The sequence below is a fragment of the Psychrobacillus sp. FSL H8-0483 genome, from assembly GCF_038637725.1.
GTDB lineage: Bacteria > Bacillota > Bacilli > Bacillales_A > Planococcaceae > Psychrobacillus.
This window is the reverse complement of the sequence record NZ_CP152052.1, coordinates 1,501,901-1,522,533: the sequence shown is the minus strand read 5'-3', so window position 1 is coordinate 1,522,533 and position 20,633 is coordinate 1,501,901. Positions and strand designations below refer to the sequence as shown.

Annotated in this window: 20 protein-coding genes and 1 pseudogene; 5 read left to right on the top strand and 16 right to left on the bottom strand. The window is 36.8% G+C overall.

Annotation, left to right across the window (positions count from 1 at the left end; translation table 11 throughout):
• Positions 1-22 precede the first annotated feature (22 nt).
• Positions 23-1,060, bottom strand: coding sequence for an NAD/NADP octopine/nopaline dehydrogenase family protein (locus tag MHB48_RS07025; RefSeq protein WP_342600785.1), 1,038 nt, complete (start codon positions 1,058-1,060; stop codon positions 23-25).
• Positions 1,061-1,117: 57 nt separating this feature from the next.
• Complete coding sequence (locus MHB48_RS07020; RefSeq protein WP_342600784.1) at positions 1,118-1,795, bottom strand: GntR family transcriptional regulator; 678 nt, start codon at positions 1,793-1,795, stop codon at positions 1,118-1,120.
• A 493-nt stretch (positions 1,796-2,288) separates the two neighbouring features.
• Between MHB48_RS07020 and MHB48_RS07015 the strand changes: the two genes are divergently transcribed.
• Both MHB48_RS07015 and MHB48_RS07010 read left to right on the top strand, forming a co-directional pair.
• Complete coding sequence (locus tag MHB48_RS07015; RefSeq protein WP_342600783.1) at positions 2,289-2,474, top strand: hypothetical protein; 186 nt, start codon at positions 2,289-2,291, stop codon at positions 2,472-2,474.
• Positions 2,475-3,187: 713 nt separating this feature from the next.
• Positions 3,188-3,430, top strand: a pseudogene (locus MHB48_RS07010) (manganese catalase family protein); the annotation flags it as partial.
• A gap of 455 nt (positions 3,431-3,885) precedes the next feature.
• Here MHB48_RS07010 and MHB48_RS07005 read toward each other — a convergent pair.
• Entirely contained in the window at positions 3,886-4,104 is a 219-nt protein-coding gene (locus MHB48_RS07005; RefSeq protein ID WP_342600782.1) for a WGxxGxxG family protein, read from the bottom strand.
• Positions 4,105-4,768: 664 nt separating this feature from the next.
• Positions 4,769-4,939: a hypothetical protein gene (locus MHB48_RS07000; protein ID WP_342600781.1), complete on the bottom strand. Its 171-nt coding sequence runs from the start codon at positions 4,937-4,939 to the stop codon at positions 4,769-4,771.
• 625 nt (positions 4,940-5,564) lie between these two features.
• On the opposite strand from MHB48_RS07000, the gene MHB48_RS06995 reads away from it, so the two are divergent.
• Together MHB48_RS06995 and MHB48_RS06990 are read left to right on the top strand one after the other, a co-directional pair.
• Positions 5,565-6,074, top strand: coding sequence for a DUF3231 family protein (locus MHB48_RS06995; protein WP_342600780.1), 510 nt, complete (start codon positions 5,565-5,567; stop codon positions 6,072-6,074).
• A gap of 159 nt (positions 6,075-6,233) precedes the next feature.
• Positions 6,234-6,491: a tyrosine-type recombinase/integrase gene (locus tag MHB48_RS06990; RefSeq protein WP_340919368.1), complete on the top strand. Its 258-nt coding sequence runs from the start codon at positions 6,234-6,236 to the stop codon at positions 6,489-6,491.
• A gap of 588 nt (positions 6,492-7,079) precedes the next feature.
• Here the strand turns inward: MHB48_RS06990 and MHB48_RS06985 are convergent.
• The 3 genes from MHB48_RS06985 to MHB48_RS06975 form a co-directional block, all read right to left on the bottom strand.
• Entirely contained in the window at positions 7,080-8,156 is a 1,077-nt protein-coding gene (locus MHB48_RS06985) for a Ger(x)C family spore germination protein (RefSeq protein WP_342600779.1), read from the bottom strand.
• Entirely contained in the window at positions 8,149-9,192 is a 1,044-nt protein-coding gene (locus MHB48_RS06980; RefSeq protein ID WP_342601319.1) for a GerAB/ArcD/ProY family transporter, read from the bottom strand. The genes MHB48_RS06985 and MHB48_RS06980 overlap by 8 nt, the downstream gene beginning before the upstream one ends.
• Before the next feature lie 103 nt (positions 9,193-9,295).
• Complete coding sequence (locus MHB48_RS06975) at positions 9,296-10,771, bottom strand: spore germination protein (RefSeq protein WP_340919360.1); 1,476 nt, start codon at positions 10,769-10,771, stop codon at positions 9,296-9,298.
• 648 nt (positions 10,772-11,419) lie between these two features.
• On the opposite strand from MHB48_RS06975, the gene MHB48_RS06970 reads away from it, so the two are divergent.
• Positions 11,420-11,629, top strand: coding sequence for a tyrosine-type recombinase/integrase (locus MHB48_RS06970; protein WP_342600778.1), 210 nt, complete (start codon positions 11,420-11,422; stop codon positions 11,627-11,629).
• Between the two features lie 109 nt (positions 11,630-11,738).
• On the opposite strand, the gene glnA is transcribed toward MHB48_RS06970, so the two are convergent.
• The 9 genes from glnA to glpK form a co-directional block, all read right to left on the bottom strand.
• The gene (glnA, locus tag MHB48_RS06965) at positions 11,739-13,073 is read right to left on the bottom strand and encodes a type I glutamate--ammonia ligase (protein ID WP_342600777.1); all 1,335 of its coding nucleotides are present in this window, start codon (positions 13,071-13,073) and stop codon (positions 11,739-11,741) included.
• Between the two features lie 43 nt (positions 13,074-13,116).
• Positions 13,117-13,500 carry a MerR family transcriptional regulator gene (locus MHB48_RS06960; RefSeq protein ID WP_340919353.1) on the bottom strand — a complete coding sequence of 128 codons (384 nt, stop codon included), beginning with the start codon at positions 13,498-13,500 and terminating at the stop codon, positions 13,117-13,119.
• Positions 13,501-13,637: 137 nt separating this feature from the next.
• A complete protein-coding gene (locus MHB48_RS06955; protein WP_342600776.1) occupies positions 13,638-14,888 on the bottom strand; it encodes a methionine gamma-lyase family protein in 1,251 nt (416 codons plus the stop codon).
• 80 nt (positions 14,889-14,968) lie between these two features.
• The gene (locus tag MHB48_RS06950) at positions 14,969-15,268 is read right to left on the bottom strand and encodes a rhodanese-like domain-containing protein (RefSeq protein WP_342600775.1); all 300 of its coding nucleotides are present in this window, start codon (positions 15,266-15,268) and stop codon (positions 14,969-14,971) included.
• A gap of 73 nt (positions 15,269-15,341) precedes the next feature.
• Complete coding sequence (hfq, locus tag MHB48_RS06945) at positions 15,342-15,563, bottom strand: RNA chaperone Hfq (RefSeq protein ID WP_340919347.1); 222 nt, start codon at positions 15,561-15,563, stop codon at positions 15,342-15,344.
• A gap of 65 nt (positions 15,564-15,628) precedes the next feature.
• Positions 15,629-16,549 (bottom strand): tRNA (adenosine(37)-N6)-dimethylallyltransferase MiaA, encoded by a 921-nt coding sequence (miaA, locus tag MHB48_RS06940; protein ID WP_342600774.1) that lies wholly within the window; start codon positions 16,547-16,549, stop codon positions 15,629-15,631.
• Positions 16,542-17,462: an alpha/beta hydrolase gene (locus MHB48_RS06935; RefSeq protein ID WP_342600773.1), complete on the bottom strand. Its 921-nt coding sequence runs from the start codon at positions 17,460-17,462 to the stop codon at positions 16,542-16,544. The genes miaA and MHB48_RS06935 overlap by 8 nt, the downstream gene beginning before the upstream one ends.
• A complete protein-coding gene (locus MHB48_RS06930) occupies positions 17,459-19,111 on the bottom strand; it encodes a glycerol-3-phosphate dehydrogenase/oxidase (protein ID WP_342600772.1) in 1,653 nt (550 codons plus the stop codon). The genes MHB48_RS06935 and MHB48_RS06930 overlap by 4 nt, the downstream gene beginning before the upstream one ends.
• Complete coding sequence (gene glpK / locus MHB48_RS06925; protein WP_342600771.1) at positions 19,112-20,623, bottom strand: glycerol kinase GlpK; 1,512 nt, start codon at positions 20,621-20,623, stop codon at positions 19,112-19,114.
• Between the last annotated feature and the right edge of the window lie 10 nt (positions 20,624-20,633).

Here is a 20,633-nt window from a genome sequence, read left to right as displayed (position 1 = left end):
TTTATTTCAAATCCTATATGTGCTATACCATGGACATCCGCCGTAGATTCTCCTCGGTCAGCCCCTGAAAGCGAATCCCTACTTGCCTATAGTCGCTGTTCATAAGTAAAGATGCCGTGCTGATGATGGAGTCGGTATACGGTGTTGCCAACCCTAAGATTTTCCCTAATTCTGAAATCGGAACAAGTCCAAAAGGAATGTCTTCTGTCAGATACCTATAATCGAGTGTCGTAGGACCTAATCCAGTAGGGAACAAGCCAGGCAAAGCTTCATATAACGTGGGATAATCGGAATCATAAAATTCATTCAAGATACTCAAAATACTTTGAAGATCGACATGTAGACGACTTGCTATTTCCAGTCGTTCTTTATCCATCTTTTCTACGTAGTTACAGGAATAGGGAGATGCTCCGTCAGGATAGAACTGAAATCTCTCGGATGCGTCAATCCTTGCTGCGTTAAACAGGGTGATCGGAGGATGAATCACCACATTGGAATTATTTAAGGAAGTCTCAAATACACTTTCTCCCGGAATCAATTGCGGAAACCTTTCCATAAACGATGGAGCAATCTGGTTCTCTTTACGCAACGTACTAATTAGTACGTTGTATTTAATTTTAGTGATCGCAACAGAACCGGCTTGATCGGCCAAACTGACAAAAGGCATGGCACTCGTTTCGGCCACTGTAATGTTCTTTTCTGTAATCAAATCAGTACCCAGAATTCGTTCACATTCTAGTGCACCCCAGTAGCCTGGAAAAAAGATGATGGTTTGATTGGGTTGCAAGAACGGTTTAATTTGATTGACAATCGTCTCATGCCCCATAGCCGTCGTCGATACAATGATAAACTGGGCCTCTGCAATTACCTGATCTATGGTGGTCGATGCCTCTAAATCGACGTGCCCCGAATAGATCCCTTTCACTTCCAACCCTTGTGTAGAAATTCTTTCAGCTTTCTGTGGATCACGGGTATACAATTTCACGCTTTCTCCGTTCAATTTCAGATATCCTGCAATGGCCTGCCCTGTATTTCCACCGCCCATTACTGCATATGTCATGAACTCTTCCTCCTCTCATATGGTTCGCAATCTATTTCAATCTGTACCTTTCTCTTGTTAGAATTGGGTATGTTCGTATTTTTCGACCGTCTTGATGGCTTGATTCAACGAACCTAAAATATGTTTCTTCATTTCTTCTACTGCGTTGATCTTGTCTTTTTGGATGATGTAATGAAGGATCATCTTATGTTCTTTTACGGATCGTTTTGTATCGCCAATACTTTTGTGTGCCAATCGCCTGTACCGGTTGATCATGCTGTTGAGCTGATACAAGAACTTGACCGCTATCTTGTTGCCACTCACCGTGTAAATGTATTCGTGGAATTGCTTACCAAATCGATCGATTGTCTCATAATCTTCCAGGCTTATCGCCATTTTGAGTAATTTGATGAGATGGGTTAAGTGGTCAATGTCCTTTTGCGTGATATTATCAATGGCATCTTCAACGACAATCCCTTCCAAGTTGCTACGGATAACAAATATTTCTTTCACTTCTTGGATCGAAATCGGCGCCACATTCATACGGCCGTTTAAACTGCGATTGACCAATCCTTCCAGTTCCAAGATCTGAAGAGCTTCTCTAAGAGGGGTTCGACTGATCTGTAGCTCTTTGGCTAACTCTTCCTCCGCAATTGGTTGACCCGGTTCCAGTTCACCTTTGATGATCATTTCTCTCAACGCTTTATGTGCAATATCTTTCGTAGAGACTCGACTGACTTTTGCTCTTTCATTCAACTGGTTCACCGCCTTTAAAATAATTGTATACAATTATAAAGTTATTCTAGCACACATTTTTAAAAAAGAAATAGAATATTTCGTTTTTTCTGATTTTTTTTTTTTTGTGTGTACCTGTGCGCACTAATCGAATAATTTCTCGACATTAGTAGTTACCACGTCATTCCTAGCATTTTTCCATTTGATGCCTATCACCCGAACAATTAGTCTATACATCCATATTCACTCTGCATAAAGAAAGACCTCGCTGCAGCAAGGGGCGGTGAATAAATATACGTAGTGTATAAATTCGACGGGTGCGCTAGTGTTGCTTATTAGTTATACACGCACAAATATGGATAATTTTACAACAAATTTTGACTGCTGAAATTAAAAAAAGGACCCGGATCTCTAAAGATGATTCGGTTCCCTTTTTTTGTCATTTAATTATGGGCGAGTTTATGAAGAAATAGGCTGTGCAACGACATAGGCTTCAGGAAATTCTGGCATCTAAATGACAATTAGCATTAATAAGAGTCTTGACTTTCAACCAAGCGAAGAAGATGATTTGTTTGGAGATACAAAGAATCGCAAATCACGAGTTATTGAAATGGCTGATACGACAGCAAGTGCATTAAAAGCGCATCTAAACTTTCAAAATCAAAACAAACTTATATTAAACGACGTCTATCGTCAATGATCTCAATTTAGCGCTTTGTAGAAAAGATGGGGAACCAATGCCAAAATCAACCCTCTTTAATGCGCTTGAACGTATTCTAAAAAGAGCTAAGCCTTGCCTATACATTCTTTACGCCACACATATGTAGTTTTATTGATGGAAGAGAGACAGACATCAAGTATATCCAAAAGCAGTTGGGTCATGGTAGTTATCAAATAACAGCAGACGTATACGCCCATGTTTCCAAGAAAATAAAAAAGAAAAACACCGATCGAGTCAACTCACGACTGAACGATGTTTTCAAATAATATTTTCTTACCTATTTTCTGGGGTGAAATTGGGGTGCGAATAATTTTTAAGAATTCTTCCACTTATAACACCCCATAAAACTGGTGCATAAACCCTGTTAAATCAAGATTAATACATTTTCAAGTATTGCTCACGTTCCCATGGGTGAACAGTTGTGCGGATTCTATACGTACACATTTTAACCCGTATTTAAACGTCATAAACCTCATTAAATAGTTAAATTGGTAATCTCATTGTCACTATTAATCACTACATATTAGACAAAATTGGGCAAAAATTGGGCAACTCCTTTTGTATGAGTTGGGCACCCTAAAAACTTTCTGTGGTCAATTATATTGTAACTGATTTTAAATTAATCTTTTCCAATATTTATTTAAAACAATAATTTTAAAATAGATTGTCCACTGAGCATCAAAAGCTTTTGTGGTGTTCCGTTTACAGCGACATTTATCCAATCTAAAGGTGACCCTATTGCGGATTTGTATGAAGATATCGCAGCAGAAGAAAAGGCACGCGCAACATATCAATGGTTAATCGATATTTCAGACGACCCAGGTATTAATGATGCTTTAGCTTTTTTAAGAGAAAGAGAAAATATTCACTCTCTTCGCTTCCGAGAAGCAGTTGAACTACTAAAGGATGAACGAGATCTAAAAAAAATATTTTAACCTCCCCCTTTTTTATATAATAAAAGAACATTAGATTGATTTTACAACTAATAATAATTATTAATTTTTGGACAAATAAAAAAAGCACCCATTCCAAAGATAGGGTGCTTTTTCCTTAGCTATTAAGGTTAGGTAGAAACAAATAAATAAAAAAGTACCAATACAAAAAATAAAGAGCAGAAGCTACAAATACTCTAATTTCTCTCAATCCAGTATAGGACGTGATATAATATCCTATTGCTCCAAATAAGATAACGATAATTATGTACTTAGCTAATGAATATATATGTGCTTTTATTAGCTCTATACTTGGTTCAAGCACACTAAAAATAGATTATTAATTCAACCAGCTCCTTTTATTACCACAATTCGACATCGATTTGTACAACTCCTTTTGGGCAAATAAAAAAACGACCAATCTAATTAAGAAGAGGTCGCTTTTTTTATCATATTACTTACTTAATTTCTTCTCTTCTGCGTAATCCTAACAATCCCGCTAACCCTAATAATCCTATCCAGCCCCAATCAGTATCATCGTCGTCATCCATATCGGAAGTTGTGTTAGTGTCAGTGTCAGGAGTATTGTTTGTAGTGGTATTGGGTGTAGCATAGGTAGATTCAGTAAATGAAAAAGCGATCAAAAATACAAGAAAAAGTCCTAGTAATTTTTTCATATTGTAGTACCTCCTTTGAGTTGTTGTTACAAGCTAGTTATTGTCATAATCTAATCGAACTATACATTATAATTTTTTTACTAAAATAAAAAAGCCCCCACCCGCAATTGTATACTTAACCGCTAACCCTATTACACCAGCGTCCGATCGTCTTATTTTCTAGTTTGTCAGGCTATTCTTTATTTGCTCCTTCTTTTACAGCTGCATCTATAATAATTTGACGATGTGATTTACTGAGCAAGGATGTTTCGGTTTCTTTTTTTAATGTCGGACTTGAAAATTCCAATTTGAAATCCTCTTTCTTTTCGATAGATACCTATTCAAGTCCATTTACACTGACTGTTGCAGCTGCTGTGCTTCTGCATTAATTGTTAAAACTAAGCCCATACCATTTTTATATTCAATTGGTGCAAGGTCTAATGTGACGGCATAAGCATTACCTGTATTTGTCGTAGTCTTCCATTGATTCCGAGTTTTCTTTGATCTATAAACCCAGTTTCGGCTCTATCCATTGCAAGTAATCCAATTTCCAAGGGAATTCGATTTAATACATAATAGATTGATAAGACGCTATAACCATACTCCCACATTTCTATGAACCTCTCTATTTCAGCCTCTTCAAAGACTTTGGTCGAACTATGTCGTTATAAAATATTAATACTATCTAAATCAACATAGTCAGAGACGTCTCATAATACGGACTTTCCGCTGTAACTGTTCCGTCTTCATGTAGTGTACCTTCACATATTTGACCTTGGGAAAAAACCACTATAAGCCTTCCCCAATTGTCCCAGTGAATATTTTCAGTAACTTCAAACGTAATGTTCTTGCCCATCTTAGAGCCTCCTTATCGCATCAAACTTAAGAAATACTTGAAATTTCCCATAGTCTTCTTTTATGTCACTTATTTGCTTCCATCCTCTTGTTTCATTTTCTGCAATCTTGTCCTCAATTTCTCACCCTTTTACAAGTATTAAAAAGCTCCGATTTGATAATGATTAGCTTGATAATAAAAGTGGTGAGATATCCAATTTAATTTTTATCTATTTATATACAATTTAAAATTGCAGTTCGCATTATGGGCGTACTGTGAATCACTTCACTACTTGAGTCTTTGAAATACCTGATTATTTACTTCATTTGCTCGATTAAAATGTAAGTGATACATCTCTTGTCGCACTTCTTCTCCATATTCCTCACTACATACATTTTCAATAGTTAATTTTCCACATTCATCTATGACTTTAATTCAGTGAATTTCTTTACATCCATTATCACATTGGTAACATTTTTCCATTCTCCAAATTCACTCCTTACTTCGATTAATGTGTCACTTTACATACGAATTACGAATTTAAACTTTGCTGTTTCTTAAATTTCCCATACAAATGAATAATCTTTTATACTCCGCACATCCTAGTCCTTGTATGAAAAATTATGAATTGTTAGGGAGTGCAATAATGGGAATACTAACTGGAAACCCAAAAGATGAACCTTTACATTATGGTGAAGTGTTCGGAATCTGGACAAATCTGGCAACAAACAATGGATTGATTGCTGCATATCAAACGTTTTTTAATCACACTGGTGACCAAGATTTACAAAAACTAATTGAAGAATTTATTTACAGTATGAAAGACGAAAATAAGCAATTAGAAAAGATATTAAAAGTAAATGGAGTCGCGCTTCCTCCCGCACCACCTGAACGTCCGGAAGCAAGATTAGAGGACATTCCACCTGGTGCAAGATTTTACGATCCTGAAATCAGCGCTTCACTTTCAATGAATGTAGCTGCAGGTTTAGTTGCTTGCAGCAAAGCTATGGGAATGTCCATTAGAGAAGATATCGGTTTAATGTATGGTCAATTCCATCTGAATAAAGCTCAACTAGGTGCCAAATTGTTACGATTGAATAAAAGTAAAGGTTGGCTTGTTCCTCCACCACTACATGTAGACTTTCCAGATAAATAATAATAATTCTACGGGCAATCTATATTTGATTGCCCTTTTTAATTTTCTTAGTACATAATATGTGTCTACGGCAACGTTTGGTCGTACTGTGACTTAAACCATATATATTGAAAAAAATATCGAGTATACTTATTTTTATGTATCAGGAAAAATATTCCAGTGGTTTTGACTTTAAAAATACACACTCTTAAAGCTGCTATGGAGCATCTAGGTGTCGAATCTTTGCCAATCCATTCAACACGTCATACACATGCAGTCATGTTGTTAGAGGCTGGTTGGTCCATGAAAGTGATACAAGAACGTCTTGGGCATGAATCTATGAAAACAACTTCTGATATTTACTCACATATTTCGGAAAGCTATGAACAAAAATCAATGGATCAATTTAATGATTTTATGAAATCTCTTGTAAAATAATTGGGCAAATCTAAATACTTGCCCAAAAATGAGAAAAAGAAACGAAAGAAAAAGCGTTGGAAGCCTAGAGCCCCAACGCTTTACTATTAATACATTTTTAGATATTGTTCGCGTTCCCATGGGTGAACAGTTGTGCGGATGATATACCGACCTGTTTTTGGGTGTCATTCAGTACAAATAAACCTATATATATAGGTTATCGTAAATTTAGTTTATTATATGATTTCATGTTTTGTCTTAGCAAACGGGGTATTCATGGGGTGTTTGTGGGGTGAAAATTATACTATTGATTCCATATAAAATATAGCGCCTGAAGAACTTTGTCATTACCTAGTAGCTGTAAATGAAGTAATTGTTAATTAACAATAAAACACATAAAGAGGGCCGCTTACAAAGAGTGGTCTTCTTTATGTGTTTTGCATTTGTATTAGACCCACTAGTTCAAATCATGTAGCGATTAGTTTTCCAATAGCAAGTGTCATTATGATAGGTGGCGCATTCTTTTTCATGCTAGGAAACTCCGAAAAAGCATGGAAAACCATATTCAACGCTGGTTTAGGATATGTAATTATACAAATGTCACCTTAATTAACTTTTTGCGTTTGAATCCGTCAAAGGCTCAATATTAAACTGATAATCAATCTTAATTTCCATCTTCTCGAAAATTTTAATCCATTTTTTTTCATCCATTGGTTTTGAGAATGGTTTTAATGTATGAATGCCTAGCTGTAATGGATCCACATTCAATTCTTGCATCTTTTTTACTAGTTCTTGTGTTTGTTTTTCAAGATTGGATTGGATATCTTTTTTCAAATCTTCTAAATCCTTTGGGTCAAATAATTGCTTTTCTCCCCGGTATTCTTCAATTCTTGAGTCTATATTCACTGTATAGGTCATAGTAGACAAGCTTTTATTGATATCCACTTTCGTTTTAGACCTAACATGACCTAGAACAACCTCTAACTCTGGGATCGGTAAAACTGCTAAGTAGTGATTGTTGTTTAACAGCTGGAAGATACGATCATAAAAAGTTGTTATTATTTCAACTAGTTTATCATTTTGAAACAGGGCTGTACCTTCATAGCTGATAGCGTCATTTTCTATTTTGAATACAGGTAAGAAAGGATCTGAATAAGGAGTATATAACAAATTTTTAAATTCATGTAGATTAACGACACTTAATTCTCCCTGATTTTTTTCCTCATAGTGCTTCAGCATTCGGTAAAAAGAGTAATCAAGATTTTCTTGTTTGTCCAATTGATTTTCCAAGTATTCTTCAAAATTTCCTTTTACGATAACTAAATAGATTCTCAAAGAAATATCCGGATCAGTCAATAACACATTAATAATGGACATAATCCCCTCTTTTCCGAGGTCTTCATTAATTATCAGCATTCGCATTTGCCCAGATTTCATTTCCTGGTAGAAGTTTAAATTAAAATTCCTTAATCCCTCCTTTATTAAGCTTACTTCTTGCGTCATTACACTCTTTTTTTCTTTGCTTAGAGGAGCCAAAATCGTACTGATTTTTATTTTACCTTCATCCCCTTTACTAAGTGATAAAAATGTGACTGGAGCAAGCTCTTCAATAATGTTATTTTCAGTAAAAGGGGCACATCCAGTTAACCATAATGCCATAAATATGATTGACAATTTTTTAGCCATCTTCTTTCGTAGTCTCATGTTTATTAACCCCCTTTATCTTCATCACTACGATAATAATAATTGGAACCACTAAGTAACTTAAGCTTCCTGCTAAAATTTGAAGATTAAGTAAAATAACCTGCTTTTCATCTGACTTCCAAATCCATTCATTCACAAGAATCATTCCAATTAAAATAATGAATACACTGAATAAAAAGCCTACTCGACTGGGTGGACTCTCCATTTTCCCATTAGCTATTTTAGATGCTCCATAAAACAACAGTAGAAAAATTGAAACCGCAAAGACGATGTTAAATAATTCCAAAGAAAGCATGACCATATCAATACGTTCAATTATTGGATTTTGAAAATAACGGGCCATAGTGACAATTGGAAATTGACCTTTGCTTAAATAATTGGAACCGAAATAGAATAAGGACGCCATATATAAGGATACATACTCTATAACGGTTAGAGCATTGCCATAAGACAAATAGCGAAATGTCTTATTATTTGTTTTAAACCACGGTCCCAAAAATACCAGAAATTCAGGCCCTGAAAATGAAGATAAAATTAAAAATATTCCTTTCCAGGAATCCCCGCTTAATTCCATTGGAATAATCGGATACAAATCGGTGAGTTGAGCTATTGGAGGAAAGAAGAAAAAAGCAAAGAATAAGAACATCCAAAATGTACACAAAAATGAAATCACGACAAAACGTATAGTTTTTTCAACGCCCTTCCATGCTACATACAAACAAGACAACAGAATAAAAAAGATAAGCCAATTTGAATCTGTAGCTGGAAACATAAATATTTGAATCATTTCCGAGAATCCTAACATAATCACGAAAAGTTTAAGCAGTATAAAGAACAACCCGATGAATGAGAGGAGACGTACAAGTTTTTTTCCGAATAATTGGACAAATCCGTTGTATCCTTCGCTAGAAAACCGGGTTAAAAACCATTTGGATATAAGAAGAATGTTTAGTTGAGACAATATGCCGACCGCTATAATCACCCAAATCATATATGAATGGATCAAAAACCTTGGCATAATCAAAAAAAAGTAAAGCATTTGGAGGCGATTTACCATCAACATGACATAGAACCCATTATAGGTTTCATTCTTATTAAATAATTGAAGGGCTACCATCAGTTCATCTCCTAGTTGGATATCTCTTCATCTTCAGCGGTTTAAGATGTTCTGGACGCTCCTTCATTTTGACTAAAGGCCCTCGAATGAATAGGTCAAGCCAATCTTTTCCGTAGAAAGGGGCAACAGGGGATAAATATGGCTGCTTGAGTGAAGACAAGCCATTAAGGTGGGCTAAAATGATAATCATTGCCAGAACAATCCCTACTATCCCAAGAAACGAAGAAAATACAAGAAGAATGAATTGAATCAATGAATTCGCCTTTGTCACAAGGTAATTAGGAACAAGAAAGGATCCGATAGTTGAAATCCCTACCATGACAATTAACACCTTACTTGCCAAACCAGCCTCAACTGCTGCTTGACCAATTACAATGCCCCCAATAACCCCAAGCGTTTGACCAGTCTTTGTTGGCATCCTTAAACTTGCTTCTTTTATAATCTCAATAAAAATCAACATGATAAATGCTTCCCAAAAAGGAGTGAACGGAAGCTTGCTCCTTGACTCCACCAAGACGAAAAGTGTTTGTAAAGGAATCATTTGATAGTGATGAGTTGTTAATGCCACGTAGAATGGGATCAATGTGATAGACAGAATAAAACTTACATATCGGATGATGCGCAAAAAACTGGCAACTACCCATCGATTAATATAATCCTCTGGTGATTGGAACAAATGAAAAATAGTAATTGGGGCAACGAGAGCAAAAGGTGTATTGTCTACCAGAATCGTAATTTTTCCTAATCCCAGAGAATAAGCAACAACATCAGGTCGGTCAGTTTGCTGAAACTGAGGAAAAATACTATCTTGATGTTCCTCCATGAATGCCGCTACTTGAGAAGAATCAAAGAAGAGATCATAATTAATTTCCGAAATCTTCTTTTTGGCGGTTGAAACAAATTCTGGATTGGTCAGCCCTTCTATGTACAATAAGACCACATTTGTCTCACTTAAAGAACCAACGGTGAACTTCTCTGTTTTCAGATCATGTGTTGGAAGACGTCTACGAATGAGCGTAATATTTTGTTCTAGCTGTTCACTGAAGCTGTCTTTTGCTCCTAAAAGGATGGTTTCAGTATCGGATGGTTCAATTGCACGTCCAAGTGGATTTTTTAAAGGGATAGCGAACCAAAGGTTTGATGAAGAGTCAAATAACAAGACTGATCCTTTAAACAGCTGCTTTTTTGCCTCTTTAAAAGTGGAAATGGAGTTTATTGTTGAGTGAACATTGCATTCCTGAATGGATTGTTTGGAACAGTTAGATAAAGGTTTTACAATGCTTTCATTTAATCTTTCTTGGTCAATCAGGGTTCTTACGTAGATAAGATCAACATTTTGATTTTCAGAAATGTTGATTTCCACAAATTCCGCATCATCCATTTGAACGAGGGCTTTTTTTAGAGCTTCTATTGATAATTCTGATTCTGCGTTTGATTGAGAAACAGGCTTATTTTCATTTGATTGTTTTTTCCCAAACATGTACATCCCTCACCTCTATATGTAAAAAAGCATTTTTGGAAGAACGGTAAAATTCCATATTAATTCCATTGTTCTCTTTTTAAGTTTAAAATATACGAAACTAAATTAATAAGATGCAGAGGCACACCCTTAACCACCCAAGAAATCAAAGGCGATCCATAAAACAAATGGAAGGACAAAATTTAAATTTACTCACTATCTCAAGCAGGATTCACTCCCTTACGTACCCATAATTTTGAAGAAGAATGAGTGTTTTAGCAAAAAAGATAATCGCATAAAAAAACGGTCATCTCTAAAATGAACTGAGCCCTTATATTAGGACAGTTTAATAAAAGAAACCTTGCAGCTTACGTTGCGATCTTCGGTACTGTGCCGGAGTCATCTTTTTTAAATTCCACTGTTTACATGTTGTATTATCACCCTGACTATCAATAACGTGTGAAACCAATGGCTTTTATCCAGTGCATGTCACGACATGGAAACTCCCATTATTAATTCAATAGGAAAGCATCACCTCCTAAGAGATGATGCTTTTTTGCAGATCCCTTTCAATTAGAAAGGGATTATTGCATTCATTTTGAAATAGCACGAGAAGGGGTAAATATTGCGATAACCACAAACGAATCTCCTCAATGTGAAAAAGGTGATTTGCGTAATAAAGCCTTACCTATACATTCTTTACGCCACACATATGTAGTTTTATTGATGGAAGCAGAGACAGATATCAAGTATATCCAAAAGCAGTTGGGTCATGGTAGTTATCAAATAACAGCAGACGTATACGACCATGTTTCCAAGAAAATAAAAAAGAAAAACACCGATCGAGTCAACTCACGACTGAACGATGTTTTCAAGTAATATTTTTTTACCTATTTTTTGGGGTGAAATTGGGGTGCGAATAATTTTTAAGAATTCTTCCACTTATAACACCCCATAAAACTGGTGCATAAACCCTGTTAAATCAAGATTAATACATTTTCAAGTATTGTTCACGTTCCCATGGGTGAACAGTTGTTCTAAACATATCCCATTCGATCTCTTTTGCTTCTACAAAGTTAGCATAGATATGCTCCCCTAGTGATTCGCGGATTATTGGGCTCTTACCAAGCTCTTGAATAGCTGCAAATAATGTTGGTGGTAAGTTGTAAATACCATTTTCATTACGTTCTTCTTCTGTCATCACATAAATGTTGCGATCAACTGCTGGTGGTGGTGTTAATTTATTTTTGATACCATCTAGACCAGCTTGTAGAATTACAGCCATTGCAAGGTATGGATTTGCAGCTGGGTCAACAGAACGAACTTCGATACGTGTACTTAATCCTCTTGAAGAAGGAATTCGAATTAATGGACTTCTGTTTTGACCAGACCAAGCAACGTAGCAAGGTGCTTCATAACCAGGAACAAGGCGTTTGTATGAATTTACTAAAGGATTTGTAATTGCTGTAAAGCTTTGAACATGTTTTAATACTCCAGCCATAAATTGCATAGCTGTTTCGCTTAATTGTAGGTCAGCTGATTCATCGAAGAATGCATTTTCTTTTCCATTAAATAAAGAAACGTTAAAGTGCATTCCTGAACCATTTACGCCAAACAGTGGTTTTGGCATGAATGTTGCGTGTAAACCATGTTTACGAGCGATTGTTTTTACTACTAATTTGAATGTTTGGATGTTGTCACAAGCAGTGATTGCATCCGCATATTTAAAGTCGATTTCGTGTTGACCTGGAGCTACTTCATGGTGAGATGCTTCAATTTCAAAGCCCATTTCTTCTAGCTCAAGCACGATATCACGACGACAGTTTTCACCAAGATCGACTGGCGCTAAGTCAAAATAACCACCGTGGTCATTTAGTTCAAGCGTTGGTTCACCTTGTGCATCTAATTTAAATAAGAAGAATTCAGGCTCTGGCCCTAAGTTGAAGCTTGTAAATCCTAATTCTTCCATTTGTTTTAACACACGTTTCAAGTTACTGCGTGGATCTCCTGCAAATGGAGTTCCGTCCGCTTTATTTACGTCACAGATTAGACGAGCAACTTTCCCTTTACCTGTAATCCAAGGGAATACAACCCATGTATTTAAATCTGGAACTAAGTACATATCAGATTCTTCAATTCGAACAAATCCTTCAATAGAAGATCCGTCGAACATCATTTTATTATCGAGAGCTTTGTCGAGCTGACTCACTGGAATTTCTACGTTTTTAATCGTACCTAGTATGTCTGTAAACTGAAGACGAATAAAATTCACCTCGTGTTCTTGAACGAACTTTTTAATATCTTCTTTTGTAAACTTGCCCATTTTATTCACTCTCCCAAAAATTTTATTTTATATGAACCTCGTTCTAACGATAGAATCGAGATAGGTCCCCTTGTCGTAAAGATGCTCGTTGCTGTCTCTGCGCGAGTTGCATCTCTTCTTTTACAATCGCACGTAATTCTTTGTCGGAAATCACTTGTCGTACATCTTTAGAGGCTGCGGGATTGTTTTTCATTTCAAAAATTTGCTTTATACCAGCAATATTCACTCCTGTTTTAAGCAAATCTTTTATTTCTAATAATACATCGATGTCATCTAACGAAAACATACGCTGTTTACCTTCCGTACGTGCAGGCTGAACTAAATCTTGCTCTTCATAATACCGAATTTGTCTAGCAGTTAAACCGGTTAGCTGCATGACAATATTCATTGATAGCAGTGGCATGGAACGTCTCCATTCCTTTTCCATCGCTGCACCTCCTAGTTGGTTATAAAAGTAGTATATGTCATGTTAGCTAACATGTCAACTCCATGTTATATAAACTTACATAGAAATTAATAGAATAGGAAAGCCACTTTCTTTTTAATCAGAAAGTGGCTCTACGTCTATCTTTTTAATGATTGTACTGCTCCTAAAATGGCATATTTCACATGCTCATACGTTAATCCACCTTGAATAAAAGCGGTAAAAGGGGGACGAATTGGTCCATCCGCTGTTAGTTCCATACTTGATCCTTGTATAAATGTCCCTGCAGCCATAATCACGTCATCCTCATACCCAGGCATATACGCGGGTTCTGGTGCAAATTGAGCGTTTACAGGAGAATGCATTTGAATCGCCTTACAGAACTGAATCATTTGTTCAGCTGTTGAAAAGGAAACCGATTGAATAAGATCTGTTCTTTTTTTCGAAAAATGCGGTTCAGTCGTCATACCAACTTCCTCTAAAATAGCGGATGTAAAAATAGCACCTTTAACAGCTTGTGATACCACATGAGGAGCTAGGAAAAACCCTTGATACATATCCATGAGCGTGTTTAATGAAGCACCAGCCTCAGCTCCAATACCAGGTGATGTCATACGATAAGCACATTTTGTAACGAATTCGCTTTTCCCTGCAATATAGCCTCCAGTTTTAGCAAGACCGCCACCTGGATTTTTGATAAGCGAACCAGCCATTAAGTCGACGCCTACATTGGTCGGCTCTAATTCTTCTACAAACTCTCCGTAGCAATTATCAACAAATATTATGGCATCTTCTTTAAGACCTCTTATTTTTTGGACCATTTCCTGGATTTGATTGATCGTAAAGGAAGGTCGCACAGCGTAACCCTTCGAACGTTGAATAGCAATTACTTTTGTATTACTTTTCACTGCCTGTTCCACAGCTTCCCAGTTAACCGCTCCAGTCTCCAGTAAATCTATATGCTTATACGATATCCCGAAGTCTGCAAGTGAGCCAGTATCATCTTCTCCACCGCTTACAATCGATTGAAGTGTGTCATATGGTTTTCCAGTTATGTATAGTAGCTCATCATTTGGCCGTAAAACGCCAAATAAACTAATGGAAATTGCATGCGTTCCTGAAATAATTTGCGGGCGTACTAGTGCAGCTTCTGCACCGAAAGTTGTTGCATAGACTTTTTCTAACGTATCGCGGCCCTCATCGTCATATCCGTATCCAGTGGATGTTTGAAAATGATGATCGCTTACATGATGCTCTTTAAAAGCGTGTATTACTTTTTGTTGGTTAAAGAAAGCGATTTTTTCTACTTCCTTATGGTAACTAGCGATTTTAGTTTCTGCTTTCACAGCTAGATCTAATACCTCGTCGGATAATGTTGTTGTAAAATTCATGTCATACTCTCCTAATCCATTGTTTCCAAATTGCAAATAGAAAAGACTAATCTCAAATGAATGAAATTAGCCCTTCTCTATTAAAATTGTAACTCGCCTTCCCAGCTCATCATTCCACCAGCAACGTTTGTTACATTATAGCCATTTTCCTCTAAAATTTCGCAAGCCATAGCACTGCGACCACCGGCTTTACAAATGATGTAATGAGGAACGGATTTATCCAGTTGATCCATACTTGCTTCTACTTGACCAAGTGCAATGTGTTTTGCTCCTGGAACTATACCAGTTGCTACTTCATCACTTTCACGTACATCGATGATGCTAATATTTTCTCCAGCATCTATTTTTTGCAAAAGTTCATCTGTTGTTATAACATTCATTTTTTAACTCTCCACTTCATGTTTAGTCCTTCAAAGCATAATAGGAGCTAGTTAATCTGTCAATTTATCGAACTTATTCTTCTGTTAATTTTACTGGTTTTGATGGAGCAAATGTGGAAATTGCATGCTTGTATATTAACTGTTGCTTTCCATCTGACTCAAAAAGAACTGTAAAATTATCGTATGACTTCACACACCCTTTTAACTGGAAGCCATTTAATAAATAGACGGTTACAAAAATGTCATTCTTTCTTAACTGATTTAAATAATTGTCTTGAATATTCATAGGTTTCATTCCAATACCCCCAATTTACATTTTGCCTGTAAAAATATTCTCTTCCTCTTAACTATTCGCTATAATTATTTATTATCCTGCAAATATCCAATAATTTCTTTTATAATTCTTTCCGAATCTAAAAATGGATTGTACCAATGAATGTCCATTTTATTGCGGAAATAAGTTAGTTGACGTTTGGCATATCTTCTAGAATTTTGTTTTAGCTTTTCAATAGCCGTTTCTAAAGAGATGTCCCCATCTAAATAGGCATAAATTTCTTTATATCCAATTGCTTGAATAGCTTGAACATCACGTATCCCATTTGCATGAAGTCGCTTCACTTCATCGAGCAACCCTTTTTCCATCATTATGTCGACTCGTTTATTAATACGCTCGTATAAAATGTCCCGATCGATGGAAAGCCCAATTATATAATGCGGGTATACCCTTTCATGCCCTTGATTCTGTTCGATCTCGTTTTTTTGTTTACCGGTAAGCTCGACTCGTTCAATTGCACGTACAATACGTTGCACATTATTGGGATGAATTTCTTGTGCAGCTTCTGGATCGCTCTTTTCCAATCGAGCATACAGTTCTTCAGGAGATAGTTTCTCCAGTTCTTCGATGATTTTGTCATCCGTTTTTTGCTGCTCTGTAAAACGAAAGTCATATAATACCGATTGAATGTAGAGGCCTGTTCCACCGACAATAATCGGCAGTTTTCCTCTAGAAGCGATGTCTTCAATTTTATCACGTACGAGCTTTTGGTACTCCGCAACGGAAAAACTATCGGTAGGATCTTTAATATCTAATAAATGATGAGGAATTCCATCCATTTCTTCCTCCATTATTTTAGCTGTTCCTATGGAGAGCTCCCGATAAATTTGCATAGAATCACCATTAATAATTTCACCGTTACATGCTTTTGCAAGCTCTATACTTAAAGCAGTTTTTCCAACAGCGGTTGGTCCTACAATCGCTATTACTGCAGGTTTGTTATTCATCTTTCATCATCCAATTTGCGATTACATCAAATGTTTGCTGCTTATTTACTTCATTTAAGATTTCATGTCTTGCATCTTCTATTAATTGTACGGTTACATTTTGCATACCAGCTTTTTTCAAACCCTTCGCTACCTTAAAAATATCTTTTCCATCTTTCCCTACTGGATCTTTTATTCCACTTATCAGAAAGACCGGTAAATCTTTTCTAATTTTATTTATTTCTACTTCTTGATGAATTGTTTTTAATCCACCAAACAAATCGGTGTAAAACCTATTGGAAGGTACGAAGCCACACTTCGGATCGTCTATATATTTCTTCACTACTTCTTCATCGCTACTTAGCCAATCAAATTCTGTTTTAGCATCTTTAAACTTTTTATTGAAGCCTCCAAAAGCAAGCTGATTTAGTAAAGCACTCTCTGTTTGAGGAGATTGTAATCTAGTAGCGATTTTCCCAATAATCGTACCCACATCCCCCATCAGTCCAGGGCTAAATGTTGTACCGCAAATTACGGCCTTCGATAGGGAGTCACTGTATTTTTGCATATATCTTCGAGCAATAAAGGATCCCATGCTATGACCAAATAAAATAAGCGGAATATCATGCATATTTTCTCGAACTAGCCCTAATACTTCTCGAACATCCTCCGTTACTCGATTAAATCCATCTTCGTCAGCAAAATAGCCTAATTGTCCGTTTTTCTCGGCAGTTTTTCTATGACCACGATGATCATGACCACTTACTATAAATCCTTTTCCAACTAAAAACTGTGCAAATTCATCGTAGCGATCGATATGCTCGGCCATTCCATGCAAGAGATGTACATGTCCGATCGGTGCTTGTTCCGGTTCATACTGTACGATATGAATAAGGTGACTATCAGACATTTTGCCTTCTAAGATTATTTTCAAAGAATGTCCCCGCTTTCAGATAAAGTAGCATCCACTAAACATATATCCAGTTGTTTTTGAAGGGAAGCTGTTTCTTCTTCCGTATAGTTTAGTAGTTGCTTCATAACTTTTAACACATCGTCTTTATACAGTTTAAATTGATCAATCTGGAAATAAAGCATTCCTGTTCTTCTAACTAAGAAGTCGACAGGAGAATAGGTCATCTCATCATGAACCGCGTAATAAATTTGCGCTAGCAGACTTAATGGTAAATTTGATGGAACCGTTCCTAGGATATGCGCGTATTGAAATACTTTATCTACATTTGTTCCATAAAATTTCGCTAATCTTCTGCCTTCTTCTCTTGTTAATCCGTAAGAAGGTGCAATCTGTTCTTTCATCGCTATAAAAGCTTCGAATTGATTGGATCCACCTAAATCTCCACCAGAAAGAGTTAGATGCTTAGTCACGCAAGGTCCATACTTTTCCTCGCCTAATTGTTTGGAGATTTTATCTACAATTGTCTCGGCCATTTTACGATAGCCCGTTAATTTACCACCAGCTATTGTAAATAAACCTGCTTCAGACTGCCAAATTTCGTCCTTCCGAGAAATTTCCGATGGATCTTTGCCCTCTTCATAAATTAATGGCCGAACACCCGCCCAAGTAGACTCCACATGTTCTTTCGACACTTGAACTTGTGGGAACATATAGTGAATTGCATCTAATAAGTAATCTACGTCCTTATGTGTTGCTACAGGGTTTTTAATATTCCCCTCGAAAAAAGTATCTGTCGTTCCAATATATGCTTTTCCATTGCGAGGAATAGCAAATACCATGCGTTTATCTGGTGTATCGAAATAAATTGCTTGTCTAAGCGGGAAGACATCCTGATCTAGTACAATATGTACACCTTTTGTTAGTTTTAATTTTTTCTTATTTTCAATTGAATCTAATGCGCGTACCCCATCCACCCATGGCCCAGTTGCATTGACAACTTTTTTAGCATGAATGTTAATCCGTTTATTGTTGATAGTATCTACAACTTCTGCGCCAATTACTTTATTTTGGTCGTTATACATAAAGGATCTTGCTCTCGCATAATTCAAACATACCGCGCCTTTTTCAATTGCTTTTTTAATTATTTCAATCGTCAGCCTTGCATCGTCAGTCCGATATTCTACGTAGTAGCCTCCTCCTAAGAGGTCTTTCGTTTTTACAAGCGGCTCTTTTTGGCTTGTTTCTTCTGGAGAAAGCATATGACGACGTTCTTCTTTTTTTACACCAGCAAGAAAATCATAAATCCTCAAACCTGCAGATGTGCTTAATTTTCCAAATGTACCCTTTTTGTGAAAAGGTAGCAGCATCCACATCGGCTCCGTCACATGAACTGCATTTTCATACACAAGTTCTCGTTCTTTCCCAACTTCAGCTACCACTTTCACATCGAGTTGCTTTAAATAACGAAGTCCACCATGCACAAGTTTGGTTGACCTACTGGAAGTCCCTGCAGCAAAATCCTGCATCTCCACCAATGCTACTGACATCCCTCGAGTAGCTGCATCTAGTGCTATACCTGCACCAGTAATACCTCCGCCAATTACTAGGACATCAAACTCATAATAATTTAATGTATTTAAGATTTGTTCTCTTTCCACAGAAGACTTCATTTACTCCACCTCTTCATCTATAAGTTTGAAAACTCTAGTTGCTTCTACTGCTTTCGTCCAACCTTTGTATAATTTATTTCGATTATGGACATCCATCTTTGGTTCATACAGTTTTTGACTTTCTCGCAAATCGGAAAGCTCTTGTTCATCTTTCCAAAAGCCAGTTGTGAGACCTGCTAAAAAAGCTGCTCCTAACGCTGTTGTTTCGTTGAGCTTTGCAAGTTCTATAGGTAACTGAAGCATATCACTTTGGAATTGCATAAGAAATTCATTGCTCACTGCTCCACCGTCCACACGAAGGACTTCTACATGAACTCCTGAATCCTCCACCATCGTATCAAGAACATCTTTCGTTTGATAGGCAAGTGATTCTAATGTGGCACGTATGAAATGTTCTTTAGTAGTCCCACGAGACAAGCCGAATATAGCTCCTCTTGCATCTGAATCCCAATAAGGTGTTCCGAGTCCTACGAATGCTGGGACGATATAAACACCTTCCGTAGAGTCCACTTTTTTTGCATAGTTCTCTGATTCGGCTGCATGTTTTACCATACGCAGCCCATCTCGTAACCACTGGATGGCAGACCCTGCAACAAAAACACTTCCTTCTAGTGCATAGGTTACTTTTCCATTTATACCCCATGCAATCGTTGTCAATAAACCAGATGGCGATGTAACGGCTTCCTCTCCCGTGTTGAGCAACATAAAACAGCCCGTTCCATACGTATTTTTAGCCATCCCTTTTTCAAAACAACACTGACCAAATAGAGCTGCTTGCTGATCACCAGCTGCACCTGCAATATCTATTTCTTTCCCGAAAAAGACGGAAGGGTCCGTTTGCGCATATACTTCCGAAGAGGAAGCAACTTTTGGTAACATGTTCATAGGAATGTTGAGCTTGTTACAAATTTCTTTGTCCCATTGCTGATCATATATGTTATAAAGCATGGTTCTCGAAGCATTAGAATAATCCGTTACATGTGCCTTCCCATTAGATAATTTCCAAATCAGCCAAGTGTCGATCGTACCAAAAAGTAAATCACCCGCCTCGGCTTGCTCCTGAGCACCTTCCACATTGTCTAAAATCCACTTTACCTTAGTAGCAGAAAAGTATGGGTCAAGCATTAACCCTGTCTTTTCCTTAAAAAAGGTTTCTAGTTTTTCTTTTTTTAGTTCTTCAATAATAGATTGCGTTTGCCTAGACTGCCAGACAATAGCGTTATATACCGGTTTCCCTGTTTTTTTGTTCCATACAACCGTTGTTTCACGCTGATTTGTAATTCCAATGGCATGCACGTTCTCTGGCTGATTCCCACTTTCCGTTAACACAGAAGCTAAAACGGATAGCACAGATCCCCAAATTTCCATTGCATCATGCTCCACCCAGCCTGATTTCGGGAAATATTGTATGAATTCTTTTTGCGCCGAATGAACAATATTGCCAGCCTTATCAAATAAAATAGCCCTTGAACTGGTCGTACCTTGATCGATCGATAAAATATATTCTCCCATAAGACCCCTC

Bases quoted from the DNA above. Each gene is read 5' to 3' on its own strand.
- MHB48_RS07025 (WP_342600785.1), bottom strand. From the start codon at position 1,060: ATGACATATGCAGTAATGGGCGGTGGAAATACAGGGCAGGCCATTGCA.
- MHB48_RS07015 (WP_342600783.1), top strand. From the start codon at position 2,289: ATGACAATTAGCATTAATAAGAGTCTTGACTTTCAACCAAGCGAAGAA.
- MHB48_RS07005 (WP_342600782.1), bottom strand. From the start codon at position 4,104: ATGAAAAAATTACTAGGACTTTTTCTTGTATTTTTGATCGCTTTTTCA.
- MHB48_RS07000 (WP_342600781.1), bottom strand. From the start codon at position 4,939: ATGGGCAAGAACATTACGTTTGAAGTTACTGAAAATATTCACTGGGAC.
- MHB48_RS06995 (WP_342600780.1), top strand. From the start codon at position 5,565: ATGGGAATACTAACTGGAAACCCAAAAGATGAACCTTTACATTATGGT.
- MHB48_RS06985 (WP_342600779.1), bottom strand. From the start codon at position 8,156: ATGGCTAAAAAATTGTCAATCATATTTATGGCATTATGGTTAACTGGA.
- MHB48_RS06980 (WP_342601319.1), bottom strand. From the start codon at position 9,192: ATGCCAAGGTTTTTGATCCATTCATATATGATTTGGGTGATTATAGCG.
- MHB48_RS06975 (WP_340919360.1), bottom strand. From the start codon at position 10,771: ATGTTTGGGAAAAAACAATCAAATGAAAATAAGCCTGTTTCTCAATCA.
- glnA (WP_342600777.1), bottom strand. From the start codon at position 13,073: ATGGGCAAGTTTACAAAAGAAGATATTAAAAAGTTCGTTCAAGAACAC.
- MHB48_RS06960 (WP_340919353.1), bottom strand. From the start codon at position 13,500: ATGGAAAAGGAATGGAGACGTTCCATGCCACTGCTATCAATGAATATT.
- MHB48_RS06955 (WP_342600776.1), bottom strand. From the start codon at position 14,888: ATGAATTTTACAACAACATTATCCGACGAGGTATTAGATCTAGCTGTG.
- MHB48_RS06950 (WP_342600775.1), bottom strand. From the start codon at position 15,268: ATGAATGTTATAACAACAGATGAACTTTTGCAAAAAATAGATGCTGGA.
- hfq (WP_340919347.1), bottom strand. From the start codon at position 15,563: ATGAAACCTATGAATATTCAAGACAATTATTTAAATCAGTTAAGAAAG.
- miaA (WP_342600774.1), bottom strand. From the start codon at position 16,549: ATGAATAACAAACCTGCAGTAATAGCGATTGTAGGACCAACCGCTGTT.
- MHB48_RS06930 (WP_342600772.1), bottom strand. From the start codon at position 19,111: ATGAAGTCTTCTGTGGAAAGAGAACAAATCTTAAATACATTAAATTAT.
- glpK (WP_342600771.1), bottom strand. From the start codon at position 20,623: ATGGGAGAATATATTTTATCGATCGATCAAGGTACGACCAGTTCAAGG.